The sequence below is a fragment of the Bacillus sp. ISL-55 genome (genome assembly GCF_018613155.1).
Classification (GTDB): Bacteria; Bacillota; Bacilli; order Bacillales; family Cytobacillaceae; genus Mesobacillus.
Window position 1 is genome coordinate 1 of sequence record NZ_JAGGQU010000054.1, and the last position, 17,916, is coordinate 17,916.

General features: G+C 36.1%; 18 protein-coding genes. 4 read left to right on the top strand and 14 right to left on the bottom strand.

Going from position 1 to position 17,916, the window contains the following annotated elements; genetic code table 11:
• Positions 1-92 precede the first annotated feature (92 nt).
• The 8 genes from J7E32_RS21440 to J7E32_RS21475 all read right to left on the bottom strand — a co-directional run bounded on the left by J7E32_RS21440 (position 93) and on the right by J7E32_RS21475 (position 9,863).
• On the bottom strand, positions 93-1,652 hold the full coding sequence (locus J7E32_RS21440) for a hypothetical protein (RefSeq protein ID WP_214911595.1): 1,560 nt from the start codon (positions 1,650-1,652) through the stop codon (positions 93-95).
• 35 nt (positions 1,653-1,687) lie between these two features.
• A complete protein-coding gene (locus tag J7E32_RS21445; protein ID WP_192472086.1) occupies positions 1,688-2,680 on the bottom strand; it encodes an ATP-binding protein in 993 nt (330 codons plus the stop codon).
• A gap of 21 nt (positions 2,681-2,701) precedes the next feature.
• Positions 2,702-4,684: a hypothetical protein gene (locus J7E32_RS21450; protein WP_214911597.1), complete on the bottom strand. Its 1,983-nt coding sequence runs from the start codon at positions 4,682-4,684 to the stop codon at positions 2,702-2,704.
• Entirely contained in the window at positions 4,666-5,313 is a 648-nt protein-coding gene (locus tag J7E32_RS21455) for a hypothetical protein (RefSeq protein ID WP_214911599.1), read from the bottom strand. The genes J7E32_RS21450 and J7E32_RS21455 overlap by 19 nt, the downstream gene beginning before the upstream one ends.
• A gap of 81 nt (positions 5,314-5,394) precedes the next feature.
• Positions 5,395-5,580 carry a hypothetical protein gene (locus J7E32_RS21460; protein ID WP_214911602.1) on the bottom strand — a complete coding sequence of 62 codons (186 nt, stop codon included), beginning with the start codon at positions 5,578-5,580 and terminating at the stop codon, positions 5,395-5,397.
• 333 nt (positions 5,581-5,913) lie between these two features.
• A complete protein-coding gene (locus J7E32_RS21465) occupies positions 5,914-7,671 on the bottom strand; it encodes an ATP-binding protein (RefSeq protein WP_214911604.1) in 1,758 nt (585 codons plus the stop codon).
• Between the two features lie 3 nt (positions 7,672-7,674).
• On the bottom strand, positions 7,675-8,754 hold the full coding sequence (locus J7E32_RS21470) for an SIR2 family protein (RefSeq protein WP_214911606.1): 1,080 nt from the start codon (positions 8,752-8,754) through the stop codon (positions 7,675-7,677).
• A gap of 548 nt (positions 8,755-9,302) precedes the next feature.
• Positions 9,303-9,863, bottom strand: a complete 561-nt coding sequence (locus tag J7E32_RS21475; RefSeq protein WP_214911607.1) for a flavin reductase family protein — start codon at positions 9,861-9,863, stop codon at positions 9,303-9,305.
• A 135-nt stretch (positions 9,864-9,998) separates the two neighbouring features.
• On the opposite strand from J7E32_RS21475, the gene J7E32_RS21480 reads away from it, so the two are divergent.
• Entirely contained in the window at positions 9,999-10,238 is a 240-nt protein-coding gene (locus tag J7E32_RS21480; protein WP_214911608.1) for a hypothetical protein, read from the top strand.
• 174 nt (positions 10,239-10,412) lie between these two features.
• A complete protein-coding gene (locus J7E32_RS21485; protein WP_214911609.1) occupies positions 10,413-11,633 on the top strand; it encodes an MFS transporter in 1,221 nt (406 codons plus the stop codon).
• Between the two features lie 40 nt (positions 11,634-11,673).
• On the opposite strand, the gene J7E32_RS21490 is transcribed toward J7E32_RS21485, so the two are convergent.
• Positions 11,674-12,633 carry a nucleoside hydrolase gene (locus J7E32_RS21490; RefSeq protein WP_214911610.1) on the bottom strand — a complete coding sequence of 320 codons (960 nt, stop codon included), beginning with the start codon at positions 12,631-12,633 and terminating at the stop codon, positions 11,674-11,676.
• A 99-nt stretch (positions 12,634-12,732) separates the two neighbouring features.
• Positions 12,733-13,272, bottom strand: coding sequence for a class I SAM-dependent methyltransferase (locus J7E32_RS21495; protein ID WP_214911611.1), 540 nt, complete (start codon positions 13,270-13,272; stop codon positions 12,733-12,735).
• A gap of 247 nt (positions 13,273-13,519) precedes the next feature.
• On the opposite strand from J7E32_RS21495, the gene J7E32_RS21500 reads away from it, so the two are divergent.
• Positions 13,520-14,761: a dicarboxylate/amino acid:cation symporter gene (locus J7E32_RS21500; RefSeq protein ID WP_214911612.1), complete on the top strand. Its 1,242-nt coding sequence runs from the start codon at positions 13,520-13,522 to the stop codon at positions 14,759-14,761.
• Positions 14,762-14,844: 83 nt separating this feature from the next.
• On the opposite strand, the gene J7E32_RS21505 is transcribed toward J7E32_RS21500, so the two are convergent.
• Entirely contained in the window at positions 14,845-15,036 is a 192-nt protein-coding gene (locus J7E32_RS21505; RefSeq protein WP_214911613.1) for a YbxH family protein, read from the bottom strand.
• A 212-nt stretch (positions 15,037-15,248) separates the two neighbouring features.
• Between J7E32_RS21505 and J7E32_RS21510 the strand changes: the two genes are divergently transcribed.
• Entirely contained in the window at positions 15,249-15,893 is a 645-nt protein-coding gene (locus J7E32_RS21510; protein WP_214911614.1) for an SDR family oxidoreductase, read from the top strand.
• Between the two features lie 54 nt (positions 15,894-15,947).
• On the opposite strand, the gene J7E32_RS21515 is transcribed toward J7E32_RS21510, so the two are convergent.
• The 3 genes from J7E32_RS21515 to J7E32_RS21525 form a co-directional block, all read right to left on the bottom strand.
• A complete protein-coding gene (locus J7E32_RS21515; protein ID WP_214911615.1) occupies positions 15,948-17,024 on the bottom strand; it encodes a mechanosensitive ion channel family protein in 1,077 nt (358 codons plus the stop codon).
• Positions 17,025-17,186: 162 nt separating this feature from the next.
• On the bottom strand, positions 17,187-17,483 hold the full coding sequence (locus J7E32_RS21520; RefSeq protein WP_192472070.1) for a spore coat protein: 297 nt from the start codon (positions 17,481-17,483) through the stop codon (positions 17,187-17,189).
• Positions 17,480-17,689, bottom strand: a complete 210-nt coding sequence (locus tag J7E32_RS21525) for a hypothetical protein (RefSeq protein ID WP_214911616.1) — start codon at positions 17,687-17,689, stop codon at positions 17,480-17,482. The genes J7E32_RS21520 and J7E32_RS21525 overlap by 4 nt, the downstream gene beginning before the upstream one ends.
• Positions 17,690-17,916 lie beyond the last annotated feature (227 nt).

Below are 17,916 nucleotides of genomic sequence, written 5' to 3' on the forward strand. Positions count from 1 at the left end.
AAAAAATGCAAGAGTCAAGTATCATTATTGACAGCCAGAAGTGAAGAAATACAAAAAACTGCTGAAAAATTTTCCAGCAGCATAAAATATATTTAACTTTTTCTTCTTGAATCCAATTTCTCTATTGCTAGTTTCCTTGGGTTATAACTATTTTCAGAAGCTTTAATTCTTCTTTGTTTCACACTTTTATTCGGACAAAGTTCACTAAATTTTGTAATTAATTTACTATAATCAGGTAAATAATCCACCCAATAAATCTTATCACAGTTGTCTAACCTGGAATTTACTATTAAGATTTGATTTAAATTTTTATATTTCGTGTAATCAATATTACCATTTTCTCTATTTATCGTAGATAAAGTGTTAAGCAAACTAATAAAATGGTGTGAATATAAATGGGCAATTACTCTATTAATAACCCACTCTAATTTAGGTACATTAAAATTGAAATTATCTGATCGAATCAAATCTTTTGTCATAGCCAGAATTAAGTTTCTATCAATTCTATTTGCAACATCAAATCCTTCGTCATTTAATCTGTCTTCATAGGAATATCGATTATCAACACTTGTTGGTTCATTAAAACCTTGTAAATTTTTCCTGCTTTCTAGGTATGCGAAAGCTATTGGGCAAAAAAAGGGATCATCCTCTTCTTTCACTCTAAGATGATTCTTCATTCGCTTTAGGCAACTTCGGTGATTTTTATAGACCTCTTTACGAATTTTCCTACTGATAGCTTTTACCGTTTGCCTGGTGGATAAAAATATATCATCTATAACATTTAAATGGGGATTTCTATAGGGAAATCTATCGAGAAGTAATAAAGGATCCATATTTTCCTTAATTTTTGAATAAGATATTGAACCATTAGATACCATCCTACCCTTATTAAAATGCGGTATGTCAGAAACTAAAGTTATCATTTTTTTCAAAAGGTTATTTTGTAAAGGAAAGTCTTTATGTTGTAAAAAATAGGTTCCTTGTAACACTTTTAACTCTTCTTCATTTAAAGTTATCCATCTTTTTAATTCTATTGATTTTATGTCTTCCATTCTCGGGCTATACCAGTCAGGGAATAGCTCGTCATTCACTTCTAAATATCCATTCCCACAATTACAGTGAAATGGAAGGGTAGCTTTATTGGTTATTTCATAACCAAAGTCATTTCGGTACCATCTGCTACAACGTTCACAAGCCTGAATAAGTTTTTGACAATGAAAAGGACATTCGTCAATAATCTTAAGTTGATGAAAAACACTATGATATCCTTTTCTAATACAAATTGGACAAATATAAAGGCCGCTATGAAAGTATTTATTTACATTTGTTTTTCCATCAAAAAGTGGTTTGCAAAGCATATCAATAAGATTATTATTATGTTCTTTTATAGAAAAACCGAAATAATGTTTGAATTGATTATCATCTATTCCTTTTAGGGTTAATAACTCCCGGTGATTCCAACCAATATTTGATTTTAATCCCTTAACATGTGCTGTTCCACATATTTTTAAAAACTCTTTTGAGGTAATTAAGTTGGCATGCTTGATTTTTTCAATAATTCCCCAAGGTGATTCATAATCGGCTATCCACTTAATATCCCATGTTAACCTTTCGCTTAGTGTATCTGAAGGTTCTAGATGTATGCGATTCAAAATAATTTCAACCCTTTTAACGCAGTCTAATATAATTAGATAGCACTATATAATTCAGATTCTATATAACTTGAGTACTTAATGGCATCAATCCATTGGGTTTTTGAAATAGAGTTCAAATCCTCACCTTCAACACCATATTTCTTTAAGGCAAATTCTATGGCTAAAGTTAAATATTGCATAGGGATTTCAAATCGAGAACTTAGTCCAGCTTCTCTTCTCATTTCTGTATAAATTTCCATTAACTCATCAGTATACTTTGCCAATCTAAATCCATGCACGAATGCATCAGGAAAATAATATTTAGTAAAGCTGACTCCACTATTTGAAGGGAATTCACAATCTTCATCGTAACCTAGTAGGCATTCATACATATCTGAGCGATTACATACTCCCTCAAATTTATGTTGTTGTACCATAAACCTGCCAATTATTTGAGCTTGTCCTAATTCAAGAAATACGGACCTCTGATCGAGTAACTCTTGTTGACCTACTAAAAAAACCGTTAAAGAGACGCCAAATCTATCCAACTCGTTATTAATATCCATCAGCCATCCATACTGTATTTCGTGTAATCTTTGCGCATCATCTATGAAAAGTACTATTCGTTTTTGTCTAGAGACTTCAGCTTCTTGAATTAGAAATTTTAGCAATCTTTGTCGTTTAACATTTGCCTTCCCAGAAAAAGGAGTTCCATGTCCAACATCGATTAAAAGATCCTCAAAAAAAACAGCTTCATTAGGGTTTTTATACTTCCGACAAGTGATAAAATAAATAGGTAATCCATCAAATTCATTGGGAAGTATGTGAGTCAGATACTTTATTGCTCTTGTTTTACCAAGTCTCGGACGACCATATATTATGGCGCCAGGAAAACGGTTATTTAAACACTGCTGTATTTTAAGGTACAATTTTTGGATTTCGTTTGTTGCCAGCAAATATCTACCTGTTTCGATCGGATGACTGCCTTTTGATATTATTGGACGACCTAAGTTCTGAGAAACTTGAATTTGATTTGCTTGTTCCATAATTATTACCTCGACAATTCATTAGAAGGTTAATGTTCTCTTTAATCTTTTTTTATTTTCTAATTCAACAATTGGCATAGTGTCTTTAGTATTTATTTTAATGGGACTTACATTGTTTAATTTGGACGTATTAACCTCTTCCCTCTCGGATGTATCTGGTATGTTTTTGGTTACTTCTTGTTCATTTGCTAAAGTTTTTTCTAATGAATTTAATTTATTTCTATATCTTTTATGTGTGATTGCTTTTTCTTTTAAATACTGTTGAAAAGCCTTAATAGGGTCATCTTTTGTGGTAAAGTGAATGAGTTTTTTATTTCTCAAACTAAAAATCTCTTTCCTTAAAGCCAAGCTATGCTTTGTTTTCCCCCAATAACCGCTTCCTACTAATTTTCCTAGTTCTGATCCATCTGGTAAATATGCAGTTAAAAACCTTACATCATCAATATTTATAACTAGATCCAGTGTTTTTCCTATTAAGCCTGGGGACCTAAGTAAAAGTTCATTTGTATATCTTACGTTTTCAAACTGAATATACGGTCTTCTTCCCTGCTCTATACTTCCCTTTACTTTCCGTTTAGCTTCAACACATAAAAATGGAATATTGTCTCGCTCCTCTTCCTGAAGTTTGCGTATAATTGGGTCTTTATTTATTCTGTGTTGTAATGCTTCTAATGGCGTTGAATAACTTGTTCCTTCATTAGGTGTAGAATTATAATCAGCAATTAACACATCTGTTAATTCTTCAAGGTCGTTTATATTCATCTTAATTTTAAGAGCTTGTTTTTCTGGGTTATTTCTTCTAGGATCCTTAGGATTGCTGCCTGTTGTATTTGGTAGTCGGTGATAACCATTTTCCTCAAGTATTCCAAAAAATCTCTCTATCAAAGACCTTTTGGTTGGGGATTTGATTGGGCCAGCGTTTACTCTGCAGTTTATGATTCTTTTTACTCTGTCCCTTACTATGATGGATAAATTGGCTTTAGCATTGTCATAATAAAATTCATCCCACAAAGCCCACATTGATTCTTTTATAAGTCCTGATGGTAGTCCTCCATTAGGTGGATATTTTAATCCAGGAATAGTTAAGTTAAGAGGCTTCCAAGGCTCTATTGATTTTTTCACACATTGCAGAACATCGTTTGAATTGTACTCTTTATTTAATGATATGTAATATCCAAGAACTGCTCTTGAAGCTACATCGATGATCACTAATAACCAAATTCGATCTAAAACCTTAGTAACTTCATCGCCAGAAGGTGTTTCGAAAGTTAATGAAAGGGATAGGTCAATTTTGTGTCCATCAAATTGGACCCTTTCGTATGGTTTTAAGTGGGTAGGTGCTTGTTCATTGAAGTGACTATTTATATTATCATTATGTTCATTTTCATTGTTGTATCTATAGCTTACCTCAGACATTTTAGCTTCTTCTAATTTCTGTAGGTAGCTATATAAAGATCTTTTTGCTAACTCTTTAGTGTTAAAGGGGTAATCAAAAGGCGCTTTTAATCCTTGCTCTCTACATTTCTCAATAAACCTTTTATGTATTCTGTTTTTTTTCATAACAGGGTCGGTTAGAGACTTATTCTTATTTTTAAAAAATAAAGTATCAATCAATTCTTGTAATACTGGATAGGTTTTTAACAAAAGTCTAAACGCTCCAGACTGCTGATTATATTGCTTCTTTGATGTAGAGTTTGGTAACTCTTTTCTGTTATATTGTTTGATTGTCTTTCCAGGTATTAATGCGTTAAATCCATAAATTATTCCAAACTTATCTTCATACAAGCACTTCTTGAAAAAACTATTAATTTCTTTCCTATCTATGCCAGTCTCTATCTTTATTTCATTAAGAGAATCACCTTTTATAAACATCTCTACAGCTTTTTTTCTTTTTTTATAAGTATCCAAATCTTGTTCGGTCATGACATTCAAATTTGCCCTTGGCCAATTGGCTGTATTTAATAATTCGTTGTCGTATGATTCTGTTATTCGTCTTCTGGACAATGGAGCCACACCTCCGTATTTATATTTAATGGTTTTAAGTGTATATTGGATGCTATTTTGTTATTGAATATTAAGTTATAAAGAGCTACAATGATTCTTTGCTCAGTGATTGAACCTTTTAATTCAGTCAGGATCGTTTTAATTGTCCTTTTCTCAAAAAATATACATTTACTAACTTTATGTATATCTAAATCTAAGGGATTAGAATTAGAAAGATAAGGAATTAACCTTTTTGCATTATTTATTGATAATTGATTTTGTAATAGATAAGAATAATCTTTTACCTCTAATTGTCTGTTATTATTCTTGCACCATTCTGCTAAAAAGGTAATTTCTCTTTTTTGTTTATCACTTTTGCTTGCTTCAATTATTACAAGGCTTTCCTGGCCATTTTTGTATTTTAGCCAGAAGTTAGGAATAACTTCGATTTTTTTCTTATTAAAAACACCCGATATTACTAAAGGACGTTCACAAAATGATATTATTTCATGATTTAGTTCTATCAGCAGCCATACTTCATAATTGGCTTGTCCAAGGTAGCAGACATCACGTTTTAATTTAGGACTATAGGCCTCCCAATAATTCTTATAAAAAGAGCTGTTCCTCTTTATCGGATGCGGTTCATACAAGTGTCACACCTCAATTCATAAATTACATATAGCTTACTCTAATTTTAAATATCTATGAATATATAAAGTAATGGGAAAATCTCAATTTATTTCCTCATTGTTAACTTTATTTTTGATTCTCTCCTTCATTTGGCCGCTTCTCTTGAAAGCTTTACCTCTATTTATTCCTTCAATGTACACTTCAGGGTGATGAGATAATAAAGTACGGATTTCTTTTTCTGTAAGAAAAATAGAATGTTTAGTTAGCTTGATTTCTATGAATTTCATAATTTATCACCTCATATTTTTATATTTTTATGTTCTCCAATATTTAGATATTTATACTCTCTGTACTAGATTAAAAAAAGAAAAACGTCTACAAATGTAGACGTTGAGATAAACCACTTAAAAATTTATATTTATTGATCTATTCCTTTTAAAAAAAAAATAGGTGAAATTGCCGTTTTAAAAAAGTAATTTCAAGTTTTATCGAGCAATGGAAAAGACATAACTTTTTACTTTTTTAAAACAATATGCGGGGGCTTTCTACCAAGAATCCTTTAATAATATTGCAACTTTTAAAACCATGATGGTGAAAACTAACTTACAATATAGTTATTTTTAATCTTGGACAACTAAAGCTTCCTCCATTGTTTGTCTCCTCATATTTTGAACAGAGTTATTTAAGTTTTGTTCGTTAATACTGTTACACCATTCATTCCAGAACTTCACAGAATTGGAATTAGGTTTAAATATAGGTTCTTTAATTCTAATCCTACTCGGTAGTAAGCAGGAATCCCCAACTACTATTGCTTCTCCTATTCCAAGCGTTGGAAGTAAATCTTGTATTCCCCCAAGATTTTCTGGCAAAAGATTACATACTGCTGTTTTATCGGATTGATTTGATAATCTCAATGAAATTACATTATTACATTGGCTCATAATAGTTGTATTTAGCTCAGAAGGTCTTTGGCTTATTATTAATAAACTTACACCATATTTCCTACCTTCCTTAGCAATTCTTTCGAAATGCGATAAAGCCCGACCTTCTGAAGCGTCTGCATGTTGCCTTGATGGTAAGTATAAATGAGCTTCATCGCATATTAATGCTATTGGATGCCTTTGGTCATATGGAGACCACTGTTGGACTTGAAACACCAATCTGGCCACCAAACTAATTACAATCGGTAATATATCAGAGGGGACTTCTGAAAAGTCAATAATCTTGACCCCAGTCGATTCATGATCTGCCATTCTCATTAGCTTATTTACCAAAGATAAAAGATAGCTTGTATGTAGATGTTCTTCATTTAGATTAAATAAGAAACCGTATCTTCTATCACTTTTTTTGGCATAAAGACGAGGTAGAAACCTACTGAACTTCCCATTAAATGGGCCATTTATTTCCCTATTTGTTCCAGGGTTTATAACTCTTTCGTTATTTAATCGGGTTAATTCATCAATGACAAAGGTTAGATCATAAGGAACAGGACTGTCAATTGTAAAGGTCTCTAGTTCTTCATTCAATCCTTCCGCTACCAAAATGCGTCTCTTTGCTTCAACCACTATGTTCGAGAAAGCCATTGCTTGATTAGGTGCATTTTCATCTGTTCTATCTAAGATTAAAGCTAACATATCCTCATATCCTAACAGCCAATAAGGAAGAAAAATAACGTCATCACCCGGGTTATTTAGGTCACCTGGTCCTGCAATCCGATAAACTTTAATATTTTCATGGCCGCTTAATGGGCTGTATTCGGAGTGTAGATCAAAGACGATCATATTAGCATTTGGTAAATCTGCTACCTGTTCAATTATAGTTGCAGTGGTCCAAGACTTTCCTGATCCAGTTGACCCAACAATCATAGCATGTCTTTGAAAAAAAGCATTCCCATCCAATATTGCGTCAGCATCATTTGCCATGGTAAATGAACCGATTGTCAAAGGAGTTCCCTGAGCTGTTGTTTCATCTCCTATAAGTCTTGTAAAAGCAGTTAGACGCTCACTGTTCAATAAAAAGCACCGTGACCCAATTGCAGGCAGTGTATCCACTGATCTATTAAACGCTGTAAATTCCCTACCTGCTCCCACACCTTTTAAGGTTCCTAATACATTAATGTATACCTCTGCGTTATTAAATACTTCTTCTATTCCATCATCATTTTGAAAATAATCTACTCCAGATTGCAATACCCTGTCAATTCTTCCTATGAGTCTTATATTTGGATTAGAAGTAAATAGAATAACAAAACCATTTACATTTACTTGTTCTAACTTATTTTCCTCAATAACAGAAACGGAAACACTATAACTATCAACTTTTGTAACTTGCCCAATACTCTCTTCTTCATCAATTGTAAACAATATCTCGTTAGTCATTTATTATTCTTCTCCCCAAATCATATTTAATAACCCATGTAAACTCCAAGCCTCATTAGAGGTAGAAAACACCTGCTCATCTTGGAGATCAGAAATGACTCTAGAGCTATCCTCAAATTTTTCTATTGCATAAAAGTTTTTCAATTCATTTCTTTGAATTAAGGAAAAAAAACTAGGAGTTAACGTTCTAGTTGCAATCAACTTGGGGATATTTTCGTTTCTTAATATAGATTGAAAACTAGCTTGAATATGTATATCATTAAATCCAAAACCTAAAAATATCATTGCCTTTGCATCATGTATGCTTTGTTGCATTTCAGCCATAACATTATTATAGGGTTCATAATGAGTTTCAAGGTATTTACCTATACCTGGTGTAACAATTACTGGCTTTATACCTAGATTCTTGAGATTTTCAATTTGCTGGGAAGAAATTGAAGGTATCTTAATAAAGGAATTGTTTTCAAGCTTAAACCATGACAATGACCCATGAGGTTTATAGATTTTGACATGCTTAGTAGTTTCAAATATTGGCTTACTTCCAGGTCTTATTAATTTCCTCATTTTACTTTTAAATAAGACTGAATTCATTGGTCGAGATAATATTCCATTACCAAACCCATCCCATACTTCCCAATTTTCGAATGCAGCTGATACTTCAATTAGGTGGTCATAATTAGTGGTAATAATATTTATGCTATCAATGTTTGTGCTTCTAAACCTTTTAAATAACCGACTAAAGCCTGTTATATCTTCCCCACTTGAAATTTTCAAAAAAGGTGTCATTTCATCCATAAGAATGCAATTCCAAGTAGCTTGAACAATGGAATCAGTAAACTTTTCTGAAATATCACCGAGACTCTGTAATGCTTCCTCTAATCCAATTCCTTCAGATATTTTTTCTATGAAAACCTCCCAATGACGTAGGTCCTCGGCTTCAAAATCGTTGGTTTTTACATTTCCAACCAGATAATTACCAAGTGACCACATTCCTGATATTCCGGCTCCGGAAGAAGTCCCACTTCCAACTACAAACACTGGATTTTTTGAGAAAACATCTTCAGCAAATTTTGAAAATACCAAAGAAATCACCTCCTATACATATACATAAAAATACAATTCTTTACAAAAAGTAAATTTTCCTGCTATTTATTGAATTATTTTGTTTAAGAGGCAAGGTAGAATTCGAATTTATTTTACTAATTAGAGGGAAATACAAAGGAGGCAATTTTTTTATCAACCACAGAAAAATTCGGGAACTATTAAATATAGAAGTCAGTAAGAGAAGTATCTTAAGGTCATTAGTTAATAACAAAGAAAATGTTATTTATCGATGACAAATACTGTTATTCGTGTGTACTATACATACCAAATGGATTAATGCTAAGGTTATGTTAGTTATGTTGGTTGTTTTTCTTCATTTTAACATTATGTAGGCGTATTCTTTTCATTTATTTTTTGAAGAGAATATACCTACATTAATAAATAAAGCCTGTTATTTAGTCGATTTTCTAATATTTGAATGTAGGACGATTTTCTTCAACGTACATCTCCTCCCGACTTTACTAAAAAGAAACACGAAAAATCATCTGCACCTTTGGCTGATCACACTTCGTGTTTTTAGTGTGCTTCTATTCCTCTATCTTATGCGAAACAAAATCACTATGTTGATTTACATTTGTGTATGTGGATCTTCCTAAATAAAGCGGAATCGTGAGCTCATCGAAATTTGGCATGCCGTTTTCAAGGAATTTATCTGGATCCCTGTAAAATTGTACGATATTTGCAACGAACCAATCGTGGTCACCATAACTATTACGGTCTATGACTTCACATTCATATGCTATATATGCATCATGCAGTATCGGTGAATTCGTTGCTGATCCGTGGTCGAAACTGATGTTCGCTTTTTCAAATTTGTTCACTTTTGAACCCGTATACACACCTGCTTGCTGAATAAGAGCAGAATATTCAAATGGCACAAAATTAATGGCAAATTTGCCTTCAGATTTTATGAGCTGGTAAGTATGACGTTCACGGCCGATGGCAACTCCGTAAATTGGCGGCTCGTAAGATATGTAGGAATGCCAGCCAGCAGCCATGATATTATTTTCTCCGTTATGACTAACCGTCACCAGTGCGACCATTCCTGGATAACTATGCATGACAGTTTGATTGATTAATTGAATCATTATGTATGTCCCTCCTTTTAATGTATAGCGCTGTATTTCTTAAGAAGCATGGGCAACTGTCTATTTTTCCTATTTTAATACCATCATATTTTTAGTCACATATCCTATATTGAATATATTATAGGAGGTTGCTCAATGAATTATCCTCAAACTTATCTTCATAGACAAGATCAGCAGAATGATGAAAGGATTATACCTTTATTGTTCCTTGCTGCTGCCGCACCTGCATTTTATGGCGGTTATGGATTTAGAGGTCCCTGGTACGGTTACGGACGTCCTGGATACTGGTACGGCCGCAGACCATGGTATGGGTTTGGCCGACGTCCATGGTATGGATTCGGTCGTCGTCCCTGGTATGGAAGACCATGGTGGTAAGTTAGTAAGTTAGCAATAATACAAGGCTCTCCCTGTTTTTCAGGGAGTTTCTTCATTTTATTAAATAAATTTATTCTATTATAGCAAAAAACTGAAATTTCGTATTGCGAAGTAAATTCAAAATCTTTAAAATAAAAAAGAATAACTATACTACCTCATGATTAGGGAGATTTTATGAACCGCAAAGTTTTTCTTTATGTAAAAGCATTTTCTGATCTTGGAACCTTTATGGATTTAATTGCAATCAATGTCTTGATGTATATTGCTACCGGGAGTCCTGCCTGGCTTGCAGCCACGATGGCTTTCAGGACACTTGGCGGAGTTTTATCGAGCTTATTTTCAGGTGTTCTTGCTGACCGTTTTGACCGCAGGAAAATCATGATATGGACTGATGTCTTTCGGGCAATCATCATACTGAGCTTGATCCCCTTCCCTAATCCGGTAATGATATTGGTTGTCTGCTTCTTGATTGGTTTGACGAGCAGCTTTTTTGCTGTAAGCTACAGTGCTGAAATCCCGCAAATTTTCGGTCAGGACAAGGTTTTAGAGACGAATGCTCTTATCTCCAGACTTACATCGATCAGCCTGGTTTTTGGGTTCATTGGTGCTGGGTTGATTACAGATTTTCTCGGTTACCAGGTTACCTTGATCATCGACGCTGCTACTTATCTAATATCTGCAGCAGTATTGATTAAAATCAAGTGGCAAACAACTGAACCGGCAAATTCAGGTTTGATCACCAATGGATTTAAACAGAAAGTTTCCCAGATTGGTAGAGATTTAAAAGAAGTATATACTTTCATCCTTTCAGTGCCGATGTTATTGTATGTAAACATTGTTTTCCTAGTTGGTTCATTTGCCGGTGCCTCTCATAATCTTGGCATTCCTTTGCTGGCTGACACAATTGATTCCAGCAAACAAAGCTTGATTTACGGACTGATCTGGGGTGTCTGGGGAATCGGATCTGTGTTAGCCACCCTTCTGCTGCCGAAAATGAAATTCCTGCAGGGTAACCACCTGTATCGTACATATTTTCTTGCAGCGATCTTGATGTCGACAGGCTTTATAACCTTTCTGTCAAATTTAAATATCTGGATTGTCCTTATGTTTGCGTTCTTTACCGGGATTTTTGATGCCTGCTTCACCACCCTGCACGCGACGATCCTTCAGAAAACGGATAATTACATCAGGGGGAGAATATTTGGCGTTGGCATGCTGTTAAAATCATTAGGATTCGCACTTGGCTTTGTCGTTGCCCCAATTCTGTTAGAAGCTCTTTCATTGGCTAAAATGGTCTGGGTTTTCCACGGAACTTTGATTTCCTCAAGCATTTTAGTGATGCTATATTCAAATGCTAATAGGAAAAAGTATAAGGAAGTTAATCAAAGTGTATAACTGAAAAAGGAACTCCCTATTTTGCGGGAGTTCCTTTTGTTTAACTTTTAGCTTGTGTGTCGCCCATGAAGACAAGAGTGAAATCTTCAATAAAAGCTGGTATATCTGCTTCCATGCCAATCCAATCCAGTTGATCTTCAGGTTCCTGCTCAGGCTTTGGCCTGAAGTCTGCAATACTTTTACCTCTTGCCCCGCCAAACAATTCAACGGTAACTCGTCTTGGCAGGTATTTCACCAGATTTTTGTTCACAAGGGCACTTAATGTGATCACATCATGGAGCGGCGCACCCTGGATGCCCGGGACATTCTTTTTATACGCATCAAAGTAATAATCATATACAGGTTTAATCAGATCCTTAAAAGGAGACTGGCTGTTTTGTGCAAGATAATCTATTACTGCTGGGGGAATGATGGCTTTATTAGTGATATTTAAAGGATGCAGAAATACGTTTCTTGCCTTTTCCAGCACCTGATTAGCCGCAATAGGATCGGCATAGAAATTTGCCTCAGCTTCGGCTGTGACATTGCCCGGTACGAGGAACGCTCCTCCCATGATATAAACAGCACTGACTGTTTTGAACGCTTCTTCGCCATATAAGATAAATGGGATCGCCAGTTCCGTTTGTCTTCCGACTCCGACGATTACTAGATTATCAGGGTACTGGTTAACAATATCAAGGATTTTGTTAATATCATAGACCTTTACTTCCCCAAAATCCTCTGGTGGCCTGATCGGACCAAGCCCCTCTTGTCCATGTATCTCAGGATAAAAGGTAGCCAGTTCACCTGATAAAGGGCCGGATGCACCGGCGATAATCGGTATATCCTCTCTTCCTCCCAGCTGCAATAAATAGGCTGTATTATTTATTGCCTGTTCTTTTGTGATATTTCCGTACCCGGTAACAACCCCCACAACATTTAGTTCAGGATGAAGCAAGGCATACATAAGGGCCAATGAATCATCTACCCCTGAATCTGTAAACAACAGGATATTATACATAGCAACCCACCCTTTTTTTCATCTTACATATCTTATGACATATATCTCCTTCTGATGCTCCTTCATTATTTATGTTCCGGTATTAGCGATACAACCTTCTTACTCGATTGATTTCTGTATTTTTTGGCAAAAAATTGACTGTCGTCCTTCCTGCTCGTTTTCCTCAAAAAAGAGAATCTTCCACTCACTGAATTCTTTAAGCAACTCATTCGACTCCAGCTTGTATTGATTTGAAATATGCTCGTTCCCTGCTGCTTTTTGTTTGTAAAACGTTTCGAAGAATAAATATCCATCATCTTTGATTACTTGTTTTACTAATGGAAATAAAGAACGTTCCAGATAATATGTCATTACCGCTAAATCGTATTTACGGGTCGTTAAATCGGTTCTTTCTTTCGTAAGATCGGCTACTTTAGTTGTAATATTCAAGTCTCGGTTGGCTGCCTGCTCTTGAACATACATAATAGCAATGTCAGAAATATCAATAGCTGTCATGTCATAGCCTAGCTCTGCCAGGAAGAAGCTATTGCCTCCCAGTCCAGAGGCAAAGTCGATTGCAGTCCCTCCATTCAGGTAAGTAGCCATCTCTAGCAATCTTTTATTTGGTTCTGGAGAAGTCTGGTTAGTCAGCTTGTCCATATATTTTCGATTCCATTTATCTTGAGCGTCCACTGTATATCACTGCCTTCTGAAATAAAAGTTAACAAAAATATACCATAGATGCATTACTCTTTCATTTTTACACTTTGTTTTTAAAATATTCTGAAAATATATTGCTAAATCCCTTAAAAGTAGTCATACTTTTATTGTAACTAAATATTTATAATTATCAGTTATTTTGGTAAGCGCTTTCATATTTTATTATTTTTTATTAGGAGGAGATGAGATGTCACTAACACGTAAGATCCTTTATGGTATGGGATTGGGTATTATTGTTGGACTTATTTTTAACTTAGCATTACCTGGTGTGTTCGAAACAGTCAATAGTTATGTGTTTGTCCCTCTTGGGAAAATCTTTGTAAATTTGATTAAAATGCTTGTTGTCCCTATTGTCATCGTTTCTCTTATACTAGGAACTGCGGGCATCAGTGATCCTAAGAAGCTCGGCAGGATCGGCGGCAAGACGATTTCTTTCTTTCTCGTGACCACCGCAATTGCATTAGTTTTGGCGATTGGAATGGCACTTCTGGTTCAACCAGGTTCAGGCAGCTTCCAATTGGATGGCGCAAGTTTTGAAGCTGCTGAAGCACCGCCAGTTATTGAAACATTATTGAATATTATTCCTGCCAACCCTCTTGGTGCTATGGTTGAGGGCTCTATGCTCCAGGTGATCGCATTTTCAATTATCATTGGCTTTGGTATAGCAAGAGTTGGTGAAAAAGCATCTGGACTGATCAAATTGGTCGAACAGGCAAACGATGTACTGATGTATTTAGTTCAGGCTATCATGAAATTTGCACCATACGGCGCTTTCGGTTTGATTGCAACAGCAATCGGCAGCCAGGGACTTGAGGCAATCGCAGCAATGGGTAAATATATGTTCGTGGTCCTTTTCGTCCTGCTCCTACACCTTGTGATTACCTATGGGTCAGCAGTATCTTTGCTCGGAAAATTGAATCCAATTAAATTCATCAAAGAATTCTCACCAGCAATGGTTGTGGCCTTCAGCACTTCAAGTAGTGCAGCCACCCTGCCTATTTCGATGAAAACATTGCAAAATAATCTCAAAGTTTCCAAAAGTGTCAGTGGTTTCGTACAGCCGTTGGGAGCAACGATCAATATGGATGGAACAGCCATCATGCAAGGGGTTGCCACCATCTTCATTGCTCAGGTTTATGGAGCCGAACTTGGCCTGGGTCAATTATTGACTGTCATATTGACTGCGACCCTGGCAAGTATAGGAACAGCAGGCGTCCCAGGAGTGGGATTGATCATGCTTTCGATGGTATTAACTTCAGTAGGCTTGCCTGTTGAAGCCATAGCTTTAGTGCTGGGGGTTGACCGTCTCCTTGATATGTGCAGAACCGCTGTGAATATTACCGGGGATGCTGCTTGCGCAGTCTATGTTGCCCGCTCTGAAGGGGAAACTTTAGAAGAAGTTGAAATAGACGAGAATGTTACTGCATAATCTCTAAACTGTCATGAACAGCTGCTCAATTGATTTTGAGCAGCTGTTTTATTTGGCCTTCTGGAAAACTATGACGCTTTCCGTTACAGTTCATGTGTGTCACAATATTCATCAATCAACTTTTCGATCTGATCAAGTTCGGGTCCTTCCGCATCAAAAGAAAATTTGATTTCTTCGATAAATTCCCCTTTATTGTATACATGAATAGCTCCATCCTGATTGATCAAACTATATTCAGGTTCAAATACATAACCACTTCGTTCGATGGCTCCCATCCTTTTATCCCTCCTGCTTTGTATTCCTTTTTTGTATTCCCAAATGAGTGGTGATGATACCTACTTATCTAGCCTACATCCCGGGAGAGAAGTTAAATCCTTTTACAATCCTGTATAAAGGGTAGATTATATACACGTGGCGTTATACAGATCTTAATGTGAATAAGAAGTTTTATTTTGTATGACCTAAGAATTTTTAAGGAGGTAATCTGATGAAAGTACTTGTCGTAGGTGCTAATGGACAGATTGGCAAACAACTTGTTGATCTGCTTAAGGAAAGTAGTGAACATGATGTAAGAGCGATGCTGAGAAAACAGGAACAAACACCTGAGTTTGAAGAAAAAGGTGTAGAAACTGTAATCGCCAGTCTTGAAGGTACCGTTGAAGACATCACATCTGCCGCAAAAGGCTGCGATGCCATTGTGTTCGCAGCAGGTTCAGGAGGACATACAGGTTTGGATAAAACTCTGTTAGTGGATCTGGACGGCGCTGTGAAAACGGTGGAGGCTGCAGAACAGGCTGGGATTGACCGGTTCGTAATGGTCAGTGCCCTGCAAGCGCACAAAAGAGAGAATTGGTCTGAAGCCATTAAACCTTATTATGTCGCAAAACACTATGCTGATCGCGCTTTATTGCAGAGCAGCCTGAATTATACAATCATCAGGCCTGGAGGGTTACTGAACGAACCTGGAACGGGTAAAATAGAGGTTGCTGAGAACCTGAAAACAGGCACGATTCCGAGAGTTGATGTAGCTAAAACCATATTGGAATGCTTGAATGCGAAAAATACTTTCAAGAAATCTTTTGATTTAATTTCTGGAGGAACTGATATTGCAGATGCGATTAAAAGCATTTAATCAGCATCAAAAAAAGAGTTTGCCATGCTGGTAAACTCTTTTTTTGATTTTTCTTTATTCTGTTCGTTCTGACGTGTAAAGGTTATTTTGATCACTCATTTGGAAGGTTACTGCTGGCAGCTGAATATTTTTATCCACAAAAATCGCTGCTACCATATGTCTTAATTTACTTTCGATCTTCTCTTTAATTTCAAAGTTAACGACCGGTATTTCAATCAGGAACTCCATAGCCTTGCTATGAAAATCAATAAAACGAATATCAGGTTCCGGAGAATCAAGGATGCCATCTTCATTTTCCTTAATTTCATTAACTGCTTGTTCAAGCAGAGCTTGTACCATATGAGTATCTGTCCCAAAAGCGACACTCACCTTTACCTGAGCCATCATTCTTGCACTGGTTCGGTTCTTGACGATCTGTTCGATAAAATACTGGTTAGGAACAATCAAAGTCCCTTCCTTTGCAGTACGGATAATCGTAGATCTTAAGCGGATATTTTCAACACGCCCGACCTTATCATTGATCTGAATGATTTCCCCTACCTCAATCGGTCTTTCAAATAAAATGATGATACCTGATACAAAGTTACCAGCAACATTCCTCATTCCAAAACCAATACCAATTCCAAGGACTCCAAAAACGGCCCCTATCGCAGTCAGGTTGATTCCGACACTGGTTAAACTTATTGCCAGAGCTGCAAACATAACGGTATAGTAGATGATTTGATTGAAAGTATATCCTAAGCCCCTGTCTACTCCATAGTAATCATAGACAGACGATAAAATATACTTATTGAATAGCTTACCTAACCTGTGCGCCAGCGAAACGATCAGGAAGGCAATAACAATAAGAAAGATTGTCACCTTCACTTCCCCATGGGTATATAACGGTTCAAATAACCATTCATTCTTTGAGAAGGTTAATAAGAGCAAAATGATGATGCCATAAAAAGTTACCCAGTCCGCAAGCGAATCGATGATCGGCAGGGATCTTTGGAAAAACCTCGAATCTTTGGCAGCTGAAAACTTAGCAACCCTTTTTATAAGCCAATTTCCTACAATAATAATCACTAAAAATACAGCAAGCCTTATAATATCCTCGCGTGAAATGTCCCTAATAAAAGTATCTACCATGTGTACCACCTGCAATTCCAATATATCAGTCTATTCCTGTAAAACAAGCGGATTAAACTTAACAGGTTTAAAAGCACTGGAAACAAACAAATCAAAACAAGCTTTCTTCATGAAAAACCATATAAAAAGAGACTGCCTAAGCAGCCTTTAAGTATGGTGGGGTTAATCCGCAAGGTTCAAAGCGGTATCGGCAGTATCCAAATCCACTCTGATTTGTTCCCCAAGGTTATGCGGGTGGTAAAATCCCATTTCGATCATATACTCTGAAATGTTTTCATGAGCTTCTACAGCCGCCCTCAGCTGTTCTCGGAATGCCTCCCTTAATTCGGGTGTGGCAGTTTCCGTGATTGCGAATGAAAGGTTTCGAATCCCTGACTTAATGGAGATTAAATAATCCGTTGCGATTACCTGGTCTGTCATTCCTGCCATGCCAGCCAGATTGTGCAGGATGTTTGTCATGCGCGAGTCTCCTCCTTCGTGGTCAATAGCTCCTTCATCCGATTGATATGTGCTGTTGATGCCGCCACTTCATTGTTTAAGATTTCTTTTAGCCGTAAGTCCTTAACAAGCAAGCCCATAGCAGTAGCTTTTGTTAATGTGACACTTTTGAATGTCATTACCTCCAGCAATTCCAGGGTCTCATGTATACCTAAATATTTGGTCATCAGCAATCTCTCCTATTTTTAAGCTCTCCTGTTATATTTCCATTAAAACATTCGCTTATTCGGACACGTTGTATAATCAGCCTCCATAATTGGAAAATTAGATATGTTCTTGGTAGTGTCAAAAGTTCTATGAAAAATCAAATCTAAGTAAAGGATTTCTCACTGAGCTTGTAAAAGCGCTGCCGCAATCGCTCTTGACAAACACGCCAATGGTTTGCGGAGTGTTC

Excerpts from the sequence above, each read along its gene's own strand:
- J7E32_RS21500 (WP_214911612.1), top strand. The coding sequence starts at position 13,520 with ATGTCACTAACACGTAAGATCCTTTATGGTATGGGATTGGGTATTATT.
- J7E32_RS21475 (WP_214911607.1), bottom strand. The coding sequence starts at position 9,863 with ATGATTCAATTAATCAATCAAACTGTCATGCATAGTTATCCAGGAATG.
- J7E32_RS21510 (WP_214911614.1), top strand. The coding sequence starts at position 15,249 with ATGAAAGTACTTGTCGTAGGTGCTAATGGACAGATTGGCAAACAACTT.
- J7E32_RS21480 (WP_214911608.1), top strand. The coding sequence starts at position 9,999 with ATGAATTATCCTCAAACTTATCTTCATAGACAAGATCAGCAGAATGAT.
- J7E32_RS21460 (WP_214911602.1), bottom strand. The coding sequence starts at position 5,580 with ATGAAATTCATAGAAATCAAGCTAACTAAACATTCTATTTTTCTTACA.
- J7E32_RS21485 (WP_214911609.1), top strand. The coding sequence starts at position 10,413 with ATGAACCGCAAAGTTTTTCTTTATGTAAAAGCATTTTCTGATCTTGGA.
- J7E32_RS21495 (WP_214911611.1), bottom strand. The coding sequence starts at position 13,272 with ATGGACAAGCTGACTAACCAGACTTCTCCAGAACCAAATAAAAGATTG.
- J7E32_RS21505 (WP_214911613.1), bottom strand. The coding sequence starts at position 15,036 with ATGGGAGCCATCGAACGAAGTGGTTATGTATTTGAACCTGAATATAGT.
- J7E32_RS21520 (WP_192472070.1), bottom strand. The coding sequence starts at position 17,483 with ATGACAAACATCCTGCACAATCTGGCTGGCATGGCAGGAATGACAGAC.
- J7E32_RS21515 (WP_214911615.1), bottom strand. The coding sequence starts at position 17,024 with ATGGTAGATACTTTTATTAGGGACATTTCACGCGAGGATATTATAAGG.
- J7E32_RS21465 (WP_214911604.1), bottom strand. The coding sequence starts at position 7,671 with ATGACTAACGAGATATTGTTTACAATTGATGAAGAAGAGAGTATTGGG.
- J7E32_RS21490 (WP_214911610.1), bottom strand. The coding sequence starts at position 12,633 with ATGTATAATATCCTGTTGTTTACAGATTCAGGGGTAGATGATTCATTG.
- J7E32_RS21525 (WP_214911616.1), bottom strand. The coding sequence starts at position 17,689 with ATGACCAAATATTTAGGTATACATGAGACCCTGGAATTGCTGGAGGTA.
- J7E32_RS21445 (WP_192472086.1), bottom strand. The coding sequence starts at position 2,680 with ATGGAACAAGCAAATCAAATTCAAGTTTCTCAGAACTTAGGTCGTCCA.